The organism is Roseateles sp. FW305-36 (assembly GCF_058787015.1).
The window spans coordinates 164,271-175,449 of sequence record NZ_JBYSZK010000015.1 but is presented as its reverse complement, the minus strand read 5'-3'; the positions used below and the strand labels follow the sequence as shown (position 1 = coordinate 175,449).

The following is an 11,179-nucleotide window of genomic DNA, read 5'->3' as shown; positions in this document are numbered from 1 at the left end:
GACTGGGGGTTTGGCGATTTCCAGTCTCTCAAAACCTCGCCGGGTGAACACCCGCAACAACCTATTGAACCTTCACATCTAGGCCACGGCGCGATGCGGGATAACGCCACGATTGCGTGACGTGGTTATCGCCTAACGCGGCGCGGCCGGCCCGGCATTGATCCCGATCAAGCGCCTCCCTGATTCGACGTCCTACTCTCGGCTCCAAGGCGGCACTAACGCAGCCTTTCCATTGACCCAGACCCGCCAGCGCATGCCGGCAGAGGACGACATGACCGCCATCACCGTCATCGAACACAGCGCCGTCGCTGCGGCCACGCCCCGCATGGTGCTCACCTGCCGCCTCGGGACCGAGGACTACGGCATGGACATCCTGGCCGTGCAGGAAATCCGCCGCTACGAAGCGCCGACGCGCATCGCCAACGCGGCCAGCCACCTTCGCGGCGTGATGGACCTGCGCGGCGTCATCGTGCCGATCGTGGACCTGCGCCGGCTGCTGGCCCTGCCCGCCGAAACCGGCAGCGACACCGTGACCATCGTCGTGAAGGTGGGGAGACGGGTCCTCGGCCTGGTGGTGGACTCGGTTTCCGATGTCGCGCCCCTGGACCCTTCGCGAGTCCAGCCCCGCCCCAGCCTGGGCGTTCAGGCCGACACGGATTTCATCGTCGGCCTGGCCCCGCTCGAAGCCGGCGCCGGTCAGCGCCTGCTGTTGCTGATCGATCTGGCCGCGCTGCTGCGCGACCTCTGAGCATCCACCCCAGGGAGAGAAAAAATGAACCGCATCAAGAATCTGCGCATCGGCGCGCGACTCACCATCGCCTTCGCCCTCGTCGCCGCACTGATGGCCGCGATGGCCGTCACGGCCCGACTGGGCCTGACGGCTGTTCGCGGCGACATGGAGACCGTCCTTCATGACCGCTACGCCAAGGTGAAAATCATCAACGAGATCGGCGATGACGTGAACCTGCATGCCCGCATCGTCCGCAACCTCGTCATCATGGACAGCGAGGCGCAGCGCCAGCAGGAAATCCAGACGCTGCTGCAGTCGCGCCAGCGTGTCACCAGGGCCTATGAAGAACTGCGCTCCAAGCTGAACAGGCCTGAGGGCAAGGCCCTCTTCGAGAAGGTGCAGCAGGAGCGCACCGGCTTCATCGCCGAGGAAGAGGAGCTGGTGAAGCTCGTGCAGGCGGGCGAACTCGCCGCCGCCAAGGCGGTGCTGCTGGAGAAGCTGCGCCCGCGCCAGCTGGCCTACCAGAAGCGCCTGGAGGAGCTGACGGCCCTCCAGGAGCAGCTCATGGAAGCCTCCGGCGAGTCCACGCTCGCCACCATTGCCAACGTCAGCCTGATGACCATGCTGGGCGCCGTGCTGGGCCTCGTCGTGGCGATTGCGGCGGGCATCGCCGTGACCCGTTCGGTGACCCGGCCGCTGGGCGAGGTCGTGGGCGCCCTCAAGACGGTGGCGGCGGGCGATCTGACCGTCGAGGTGAAGGCGGACCGCGGTGACGAGGTCGGAGACCTGCAGCGCGCGCTCGGCGACACCGTCGGCGCCCTGCGCCAGCTGGTGGGAGAGGTTCGCTCGGGCATCGACTCGGTGACGACGGCCTCGGGCCAGATCGCCGCCGGCAACCAGGACCTGTCCAGCCGCACCGAGCAGCAGGCCTCGAGCCTGCAGGAGACGGCCAGCTCCATGGAGCAGTTGACGGCCACCGTTCGCCAGAGTGCCGACACCGCCCGTACCGCGAGCGGCCTGGCGGCTCACGCCAGCACCGCGGCCGGCCGCGGCGGCGACGTGGTGGGCCAGGTGGTGGGCACCATGGACGAGATCAGCACCAGCAGCCGCAAGATCGTCGAGATCATCGGCACCATCGACGGCATCGCCTTCCAGACCAATATCCTGGCGCTGAACGCGGCCGTCGAGGCGGCGCGTGCCGGCGAGCAGGGGCGGGGTTTCGCGGTCGTCGCCAACGAGGTCCGCGTGCTGGCCCAGCGCAGCGCCGAGGCCGCCAAGGAGATCAAGGCCCTGATCGGTGCCAGCGCCGACCGCGTCGAGGCCGGCAGCCGCCAGGTGGCCGAGGCCGGCCAGGCCATGCAGGAAATCGTGACCCAGGTTCGCAAGGTCAACGACCTGATCGACGAGATCGCCGGCACCTCCGGCGAGCAGAGCCGCGGCATCGAGCAGGTCAATATCGCCGTCACGCAGATGGACCAGGTCACCCAGCAGAACGCGGCCCTGGTGGAGGAAAGTGCGGCGGCGGCGGCCAGCCTGGCCCAGCAGGCCCAGTCGCTGGCCGAAGCCGTCGCCATCTTCAGGGTCGATGCGGCCCTGCGCGCTGCCTAGGTCGGGCGGCTAGCGCCCGCTCAGCACACGGGCCGGCAGCATGACGATGGCGCGCAGCAGCCCGAAGGCGCCATCGACCGCGATGCCCAGCAGCCTGAACGGCAGGGTGATCAGCCAGACCAGCGGCCACAGCAGCAGGGCCAGGATGGCCAGCGGCCAGCAGATCACGAACAGGATGCACCAGAGCAGGAAGCTGAACATCGCTTCTCTCCTTACTTGCCCAGACCGGGCTTGAGGTATTTGTCGAGGAACTCGACCATGCGGCGGTTGGCCTCCAGCGTGTTCTTCTTCTTCGAGAAGCCGTGGCCCTCATCGTCGAAGACCAGATAGTCCACCGGCACGTTGTTCTTCTTGACCGCGGCGACGATGTCGTCGCTCTCGGGCTTGATGACGCGCGGGTCGTTGGCGCCCTGGATGACCATCAGCGGCTTCCTGATCTCGCCGGCATGGAAGAGGGGCGAGGTGGCCATCAGGCGTTCGCGGTCCTTCACCGGGTCGCCGATCTCCTGGTACAGCGCCTGGCGGAAGGTCTCCCAGTAGGGCGGAATGCTCTCCAGCGTGCGGATCCAGTTGGCCACGCCGAAGATGTCGATGCCGACCTTGAAGGCCTCCGGGCGGAAGGCCATGGCCGACAGCACCATATAGCCGCCATAGCTGCCGCCGACGATGCCGATGCGCTCGGGGTCGATGACGCCGGTGCTGGCCAGGAAGGTCTTGGCCTCGATGCAGTCCCACAGCGGCTCACGGCCATGCCTGCCGTCGTCGGCCGTGAAGAAGCTCTTGCCATAGCCCGAGCTGCCGCGGTTGTTGATGCCCAGCACCGCATAGCCGTTGTTGACGAAGTACTGCATCAGGGCCGAATAGCCGCGCATGGTCTGGCCGCCGGGGCCACCGTGCACCCAGACGATGGCCGGCACCTTGTGCGTCGGTGACGCCTCCTTGGGCAGCATGTAGACCGACGGGATGACCATGCCGTCGAAGCTCTTGAAGCGGGCGATGGAGGCATCCACCAGTTCGTTGGGGTCGATGTCCTTGGACAGGCTCTGCGTCAGCTGCCTGGGCGCGGCGTTGGAGCCGACGTCGGCGACGAAGAGGTTGTTGGGCGAGCGGTCGCCGTTGACGTAGAAGGCCATGCGCTTGCCGCTGCGCGAGAAGCTCACGCCGCGCACTTCGCCGCCAGGCAGCTTGGGCAGGGCTAGGGCCAAGCCGTCGCGGTACAGGCGCAGCGCGATGCTGGCGTCGGCATTGACGCCGGTGACGCGGTGGTGGCCATCCTTGGAGAAGGCCGTGTAGGCCACGTCCCAGTCGGCTTTCTCGACCTCACGGGTGGCGCCGCTGGCGATGTCGTAGGCGACGACGCGGGTGAACTCGCCGCCATCGTTGCTCGTCATCAGCAGTTCCTTGCTGTCGGGCGTGAAGTCCTGCGGCGCGTACTGGGCCACGCCCGAGTGCTTGGTGATGTGCTTGATCTCGCCGCTCTTCAGGTCAGCCAGGTGCACGTCGGAGTCGGCCGTCGTGTTGACCTTGGCCAGGGCCAGCCAGCGGCCGTCGCGGCTCAGGTCGGCCACTTCCCAGCCGGCCTCGTTCTTGAAGACCAGGGTACGGGCATAGGTCTTGGCATCAAAGCGGTAGAGATCGAAGAAGCGTGCGTCGCGCTCGTTGGTCGTGACATAGAAGGCCGTCTCGTCGCCGCTCCAGCCTGCAAACGAGGCCTTGAGCTTGTCGCCCGGCGTCAGGTCCTTCTCGCTGCCGTCCAGCTCGCGCACATAGAGGTGGTTGAGCTCGTTGCCGCCCTGGTCGCGGGTGTAGAGGAAGCGGTCGTCGCCGGGGAAGAAGCCGACGGAGAAATGGCTGTCGGTCTTGGAGCTCGTCAGCTGCACCGGCTTGCCGCCGCCCACGGGCATGGCGTAGACGTTGAAGATGCCGGTCTCGTTGCTGTGGAAGAGGATGCGGCTCTCGTCCGCCGAGAAGCTGGCACCGCCGATGTTCACGGTGGCCATGAACTGCTCGATGGTGTAACGCTTGGGCGCCTTGGCGGCGGCGGCCGGCTTGTCAGCGGCGGTAGCGGCCTGAGGTGCAGCAGCCAGCAGGGCCAGCGATGCGACGAGGGTCAGCAGGGGTCGGCTCATGGAGTCTCCGTTGAAATGAGTGGGCAGACTCTAGCCAGCGCCCTCGCCCTCTCCCATCAGGGTTGTGACGAAGCGGCGGAATCGGGGGACAGGCGGTTCAGACCCTGGGACGGCCGGCGACGTAGCAAGCGGCCAGGTTGCGCTCATCGGCCAGCGTCATCCAGGCGAAGACGCGTTCGTGCAGTTCACGCGCCACGGCATCACGCGCCTCGGCCACCGGGCCGGTGGCCCAGTCCCACACGCAGATGTCCGCCGTCTGGCCCACCGACAGGCCGCCGATCTCTTCGCCCAGCTGCAGGGCCTCGGCCGCGCCGCGCGTGGCCGCGTGCAGGGCCGCCCAGGCGGTCAGCCGTTCGCCGCGCAAGGCCTGGATCTTGTAGGCGTCCTGCATATTGCGCTGCAGGTTCAGCGAGGTGCCGCCGCCGACGTCCGAGGCCAGGCTGATGTTGAAGGCGGCATCGCGCCAGTCGAACAGACCGCTGCCGAGGAAGAGATTGCTCGACGGGCAGTGGGCGATCTGGGCGCCGCGTTCGGCAATGACGACGCGGTCGTGCGGGTCCAGGTAGATGCCATGGGCCAGCACCGAGCGCGGGTGCACCAGGCCGACGTCGTCATACACGTCCAGATAGCTGCGCGCCCGCGGAAAGAGCTCGCCCACCCAGGCCACCTCGGCGCGGTTCTCGGCGACGTGGGTCTGCATGTACAGGCTGGCGTCGGCGCGGCACAGGGCGCCCGCCATGGCGAGCTGCTCGGGTGTGCTGGTCGGCGCAAAGCGCACGGTGACGGCGTAGGCGAGACGATCGCGGCCATGGAAGCGACTGATCAGGTCGATGCAGTCCTTCTCGGCCTGCACGACATCGTCCCTCAAGCCGTCGGGCGCATGGCGGTCCATCAGCACCTTGCCGGTGATGAGGCGCATGCCGCGGGCGGCGGCGCTGTCGAACAGGGCCTCTGCCGAGACCTTGTGGACGGTCGGGAAGACGACGGCCGAGGTCGTGCCGCTGGCCAGCAGGGCGTCCAGGAAGACCTCGGCGCCGGCATGGCTGCGGGCGGGATCGGCAAAGGCAGTCTCGGCGGGGAAGGTGTAGCGCTTGAGCCAGTCCAGCAGCTCGGTGCCATAGGAGGCTATGACCTCCAACTGGGGGCAGTGGACATGGGTGTCGATGAAGCCCGGCAGCACCAGCTGGCCGGCATGGTCCTTGCGCGTCCAGGAGTCGTCAGGCGCCTCGGCTTGCCGGCCGACGATGCGACCGTCCTCGATCAGCAGCCAGTGGTCGCGGTCGAAGCGCACCGCCGACGATTCGGTGTCGCCCCAGCGTGGTGCGGCCGTGAAATCGAGCAGATCGCCCCGCAAGGTCCATCGGCGCGGCGGGTTTGTGGCGAATTTTTCCTGGTTAGTAAAACTCATGTGGCAATTCTGGATCAACGGACCACAATTCAGAGCAGCATGAATACCCGACCCATCCGTTTTTTCCATCGCGGCGGGGTTGTCGAGGTGGGAAACCTGCCCCCGACGACCACCGTGCTGCAGTACCTGCGCGAGCATGCCGGCTGCACCGGCACCAAGGAAGGCTGCGCCGAGGGCGACTGTGGCGCCTGCACCGTCATCCAGGGTGAACTGGGCGCCGACGGCCAATTGGAGCTGCGCAACGTCAACGCCTGCACCCAGTTCCTGCCCACGCTGGACGGCCGCGCCCTGTTGACCGTGGAAGACCTGGGCGGCCCCGAGCAGCTCAATCCCGCTCAAGAAGCCCTGGTAGCCTGCCACGGCTCGCAGTGCGGCTTCTGCACCCCCGGCTTCGTCATGAGCCTGACGGCCTGCTACGAGACCCACCAGACGGCCGGCACCCAACCCACGCGCCAGCAGTTGGCCGACGCCCTGGCCGGCAACCTCTGCCGCTGCACCGGCTACCGGCCCATCCTGGACGCCGGCGAGCAGATGTTCGAGGGCCCGGCCCGCTGCCTGGACCGCGCGCCCCTCGCGGCGGCCCTGCAGGCCTTGGCGTCGGACGCACCGCTGGACTACGCCCACGGCGGCGCCCGCTTCCATGCGCCGCAGAGCCTTCCCGACCTGGCGCTGCTGCGCGAGACCTATCCCCTGGCCACGCTGCTGGCCGGCTCCACCGACGTCGGCCTCTGGGTCAACAAGCAGTTCCGTGACCTGGGCGATGTCATCTACACGGGCCGCGTTGCCGCGCTGCGCGAGATCCGCCAGGAAGACGGTGGCCTGTGGATAGGCGCCGCCGCCTCGCTGGAAGACAGCTGGGCCGCGCTGACCGCCGCGGTGCCGCGCCTGCGCGAGCTGTGGCTGCGCTTCGCGTCGCCGCCGGTGCGCCATGCGGGGACGCTGGGCGGCAATATCGCCAACGGCTCGCCCATCGGCGATGGCGCGCCGGCCCTGATCGCCCTGGGCGCGGACATCCTCCTGCGCCGCGGCACCGTGCAGCGCCGCCTCAAGCTGCAGGACTTCTATCTCGACTACATGAAGAAGGACCTGCAGCCCGGCGAATTCGTCGAGGCCATGCACGTCCCTCTGCCCTCGGCCGACTGGCGCTTCAGCGCCCACAAGATCGCCAAGCGGCATGACAGCGACATCTCGGCCGTCTGCGCCGTGCTGGGCCTGAGGCTGGATGCGGGCGTCGTGCAGGAGGCTCGCTTCGCCTTCGGCGGCATGGCGGCCATCGTCAAGCGCGCCGCAGCAGCCGAAGCCGCTGTGATCGGCCAGCCCTGGACCGAAGCCGCCGCCAAGGCTGCTGCCGCTGCCCTCGCCCAGGACTTCAAGCCCATGACCGACATGCGCGCCAGCGCCGACTACCGGCTCAAGGTGGCGCAGAACCTGTTCACCAAGCTGTGGCTGGAGACCGCCGGGGCCATCCCCATCGGCATCTGGCCCTCGATGCAGGAGGTGGCGGCATGAACAAGCCCGAAGCCCTGCCCATCGCTCAACCCGTCGTCGGCAAGTCGACGCCGCATGAGTCGGCCCATCTGCATGTCAGCGGCGCCGCCCCCTATACCGACGACCTGCCCGAACCCGCCGGCACCCTGCATGCGGCCCTGGGCCTGTCGCCCATCGCCCACGGCAAGCTGGTCGGCGTGGACCTGGAGCGCATCCGCAAGATGCCAGGCGTCGTCGCCGTTTTCAGCGCTGCCGACATCCCCGCCGAGAACAACTGCGGCCCGCTGCTGCATGACGATCCCATCCTGGCGTCTGACGAGTTGCGCTATGTCGGTCAGCCCGTCTTCGCCGTCATCGCGACGAATCGCGAACTGGCGCGCCGCGCCGCGGGCCTGGCCAAGCAAGTCATCCAGGCCGAGCCGCTGCCGCCGGTGCTGACCGCGCTCGACGCGCATGCCAAAGGCCAATACGTGCTGCCGCCCATGCACCTGACGCGCGGCGAGCCGGACCAGCATCTGCCCACGGCGCCGCATCGCCTGCAGGGCAGCTGGAGCCTGGGCGGCCAGGAGCAGTTCTATCTCGAAGGCCAGATCAGCCTGGCCGTGCCCCAGGAAGGCGGCGAGAGCCTGCTGGTGCACTGCTCCACCCAGCACCCCAGCGAGATGCAGCAGCTCGTCGCCCACTGCCTGGGCTGGCATGCCCACCGTGTCGCCGTGCAATGCCGGCGCATGGGCGGCGGCTTTGGCGGCAAGGAGTCGCAATCGGCCCTCTTCGCCTGCGTGGCGTCCATCGCCGCGCTGAAGCTGAAGAAGCCCGTCAAATTGCGCGTCGACCGCGATGATGACTTCCTCGTCACCGGCCGGCGCCACGGCTTCGACTACCGCTGGGACGTGGGCTTCGACGCCGACGGCCGCATCCTGGCCGCCGAGATCGACCTGGTCTCCAACGCCGGGCACAGCGCCGACCTGTCCGCGCCCGTCATGGCCCGGGCCCTCTGCCATTTCGACAATGCCTACTGGCTGCCGCATGTGGCCATGCATGGCTATTGCGCCAAGACCAACACCCAGAGCAACACCGCCTTCCGCGGCTTCGGCGGGCCCCAGGGCGCCATCGCCATCGAGATGATCCTGGACGGCATCGCCCGCCAGCTCGGCCTGGACGCTGCCGAAGTGCGCCAGCGCAATTTCTACGCCACCGGCAGCGACATGACGCCCTATGGCCAGCAGGTCGAGGAGCTGCATGCCCAGCCGCTGACCGAGCAATTGCTCACCAGCAGCCGCTATGCCGAGCGCCGCGCCGAGATCGCCGCCTTCAATGCCGCCAGCCCTGTCCTGAAGAAGGGCCTGGCCTTCACGCCGGTCAAGTTCGGCATCTCCTTCAACGTCGCTCACCTGAACCAGGCCGGCGCTTTGGTCCATGTCTACACCGACGGCTCGGTGCTGGTGAACCACGGCGGCACCGAGATGGGCCAGGGCCTGAACACCAAGGTCGCCCAGGTCGTGGCGCATGAACTCGGCCTGCCGCTGTCCAGCGTGCGCTGCTCGGCCACCGACACCAGCAAGGTCGCCAACACCTCGGCCACGGCCGCGTCGACCGGCAGCGACCTCAACGGCAAGGCGGCGCAGGATGCGGCGCGCAAGATCAAGGCAAGGCTCGTCACCTTTGCCGCCGAGCGCTTTGGCTGCGCGGCAGAGTTGGTCGCTTTCGAAGGCGGCCAGGTCAGCGGCGGCGGGCAGAGCCTCTCCTTCGGCGACCTCGTCGCCGCAGCCTATCTGAAGCGCGTCCAGCTCTGGAGCGACGGCTTCTACGCCACGCCCGGCCTGCACTGGGATCGCACGAAGCTGCAGGGCCACCCCTTCTACTACTACGCCTGGGGTGGCGCCGTCTGCGAAGCCCTGGTCGACACGCTGACCGGCGAGAGCCGCATCACCCACGCCGACATCCTGCACGACGTGGGCACCAGCCTGAATCCGGCCATCGACATCGGCCAGATCGAAGGCGGCTTCATCCAGGGCATGGGCTGGCTGACGATGGAGGAGCTGGTCTGGCACCCCGTGACGGGCCTGCTGACGACGCACGCGCCCAGTACCTACAAGATCCCGACCGCCAACGACTGCCCGCCCGAGCTGAATGTCGAGCTCTTCGGCATCGCCAACGCCAGCGAGACCATCCACCGCAGCAAGGCCGTCGGGGAGCCGCCGCTGCTGCTGGGCTTTGCGGCCCTGCTTGCCATCAAGGATGCCTGCGCGGCCTGCGGCCCCGAGAAGTGCGACCCGCCCCTGCGCGCGCCGGCCACGGCCGAAGCCGTCTTGAACGCGATCGACGCCGTCCGATGAGACTGGCCACGCTCGCGCTGTTGCTGGCTTTGGCAGGTTGCGCCAGCACGCCGCGAGCGCCGCAGATCATCCCCGTCGAAGCCTGGGGCGGCAGCCCGGGCGCGGCCAGCGAAGAGCCTCAGCACATCAGCCGCATCACCATTCATCACCAGGGCGAGATCTGGAAGGAAGGCAGCGACCCCGAGGCCTATCTGCGCCGGCTGCAGCAGTGGTCGCGCCTGACCAAGCACTGGGCCGACATCCCCTACCACTACGTCATCGCGCCCGATGGCCGCATCTACGCGGCGCGGCCCCTGAGCCAGGCCGGCGACACCAACACCGAGTACGACCCGCGCGGCCACGCCCTCATCATGCTGGTGGGCAACTTCGAGGAACAGCAGCCGACCGCGGCCCAGTTGAACGCCGCCGTCGAACTGACGGCCTGGCTGGCGCGCCAGCACCATCTCGGCCTCGACGCCATCGCCAGCCACAAGGACTACAGCCAGCAGACGGTCTGCCCGGGCAAGAACCTCTACGCCTATCTGGAATCGGGCTGGTTCAAGGCCGAGGTGGGCAAGCGACTCGACGCCAGCACCACCCGCGGCTACGGAGCGCGCTGACGCCGCACCCGCAGGCCTGCGCATCCCAGCCCGGCCAGCCACAGCATCCAGCCGGCCGGCTCGGGCACGGCGCTGGGGAACACCCCCGAAGCCGAGGTGTAGCTCAGTCCCTGGGGCAGCAGCACGCTGATATGGGCTTCGGCGGAGAGGGGTGTCCCGCCACCGATGGTCTCGAGCACCGACGCGAGATTGAAGCTGCGGTTGCTGTCGCTCACCGTCACCCACTTGGTCAGCGTGAAGCTGCGCGGACCGATGCCGTTGTCGCAGTCGTTGCCATCGCGCAGCGCCCAGAAGCAGGTGCCCGGCGTGCGGATATAGGCCCACGCGGTGCCGTCCGCTAGCTGCAGGCTGAGCTGCATGCCGGCGTTGTAGTCGTCCTGCGTGGCCGCCAGGACGTTCGACTTGATCAGCACATCCACCTCGACATTGACGGGCGCGGGCAGGTTGCCCACCACGGTCAGGCGGTCCTTCAGATTGGCCGTGCCCTGGGCGCCATTGGGATTGAGGCTGGGGTAGTTCACGCTGCCCATCAGCAGCGCCTGGTTCAGGTCGGCCAGCGCGTGGGAGTAGGTGCCCGCCATGTAGTAGTCGGTCAGGTCGGCCTGCGAACGCGTCAGCGGCGGCAGATTGCCTGTCGTGCAGCCCCCATAGGGGTTCACGCCCTGCGCGACCCCGCCCGTGCAGCCGCTGTTGCCGGGGATGGCATAGGCCCCGGTGAAGTAGCCGAACTCGTCGTAGGCCTGGGCGGCCGAGGCGGCAAGCAGGGTGGCCAGGGTCAGGAACAGTCTGCGCATGAAGGATCTCCCGGTTGTTCTGGTCAAAGCGGAACCAGCCCCCCTCAGAGATCACGCCCCCCAAACTTGAAGTCGCGCCCTATGCTC

9 protein-coding genes are annotated in these 11,179 nt (G+C 68.1%); 5 read left to right on the top strand and 4 right to left on the bottom strand.

The window, feature by feature from the left end:
• Nucleotides 1-271 precede the first annotated feature (271 nt).
• Nucleotides 272-748, top strand: a complete 477-nt coding sequence (locus tag AC3WOE_RS24135; RefSeq protein ID WP_492693937.1) for a chemotaxis protein CheW — start codon at nt 272-274, stop codon at nt 746-748.
• Nucleotides 749-772: 24 nt separating this feature from the next.
• The gene (locus AC3WOE_RS24130; RefSeq protein ID WP_492693936.1) at nt 773-2,338 is read left to right on the top strand and encodes a methyl-accepting chemotaxis protein; all 1,566 of its coding nucleotides are present in this window, start codon (nt 773-775) and stop codon (nt 2,336-2,338) included.
• 9 nt (nt 2,339-2,347) lie between these two features.
• Here the strand turns inward: AC3WOE_RS24130 and AC3WOE_RS24125 are convergent, their stop codons facing one another.
• The 3 genes from AC3WOE_RS24125 to guaD all read right to left on the bottom strand — a co-directional run bounded on the left by AC3WOE_RS24125 (nt 2,348) and on the right by guaD (nt 5,875).
• Nucleotides 2,348-2,539 (bottom strand): hypothetical protein, encoded by a 192-nt coding sequence (locus tag AC3WOE_RS24125; protein ID WP_056198443.1) that lies wholly within the window; start codon nt 2,537-2,539, stop codon nt 2,348-2,350.
• 11 nt (nt 2,540-2,550) lie between these two features.
• Complete coding sequence (locus tag AC3WOE_RS24120; protein WP_492693935.1) at nt 2,551-4,467, bottom strand: S9 family peptidase; 1,917 nt, start codon at nt 4,465-4,467, stop codon at nt 2,551-2,553.
• Nucleotides 4,468-4,564: 97 nt separating this feature from the next.
• The gene (gene guaD, locus AC3WOE_RS24115) at nt 4,565-5,875 is read right to left on the bottom strand and encodes a guanine deaminase (protein ID WP_492693934.1); all 1,311 of its coding nucleotides are present in this window, start codon (nt 5,873-5,875) and stop codon (nt 4,565-4,567) included.
• Between the two features lie 39 nt (nt 5,876-5,914).
• Here guaD and xdhA point away from each other — a divergent pair, with 39 nt between their 5' ends.
• The 3 genes from xdhA to AC3WOE_RS24100 are packed head-to-tail and all read left to right on the top strand — an operon-like array spanning nt 5,915 to nt 10,298.
• Nucleotides 5,915-7,384 carry a xanthine dehydrogenase small subunit gene (xdhA, locus tag AC3WOE_RS24110; protein ID WP_492693933.1) on the top strand — a complete coding sequence of 490 codons (1,470 nt, stop codon included), beginning with the start codon at nt 5,915-5,917 and terminating at the stop codon, nt 7,382-7,384.
• Nucleotides 7,381-9,699 (top strand): xanthine dehydrogenase molybdopterin binding subunit, encoded by a 2,319-nt coding sequence (xdhB, locus tag AC3WOE_RS24105; RefSeq protein WP_492693932.1) that lies wholly within the window; start codon nt 7,381-7,383, stop codon nt 9,697-9,699. Before xdhA ends, xdhB begins: the two co-directional genes overlap by 4 nt.
• On the top strand, nt 9,696-10,298 hold the full coding sequence (locus AC3WOE_RS24100; RefSeq protein ID WP_492693931.1) for a peptidoglycan recognition protein family protein: 603 nt from the start codon (nt 9,696-9,698) through the stop codon (nt 10,296-10,298). Before xdhB ends, AC3WOE_RS24100 begins: the two co-directional genes overlap by 4 nt.
• Here AC3WOE_RS24100 and AC3WOE_RS24095 read toward each other — a convergent pair.
• Entirely contained in the window at nt 10,283-11,092 is an 810-nt protein-coding gene (locus tag AC3WOE_RS24095) for a hypothetical protein (protein WP_492693930.1), read from the bottom strand. The genes AC3WOE_RS24100 and AC3WOE_RS24095 overlap by 16 nt on opposite strands.
• Nucleotides 11,093-11,179: the final 87 nt, after the last annotated feature.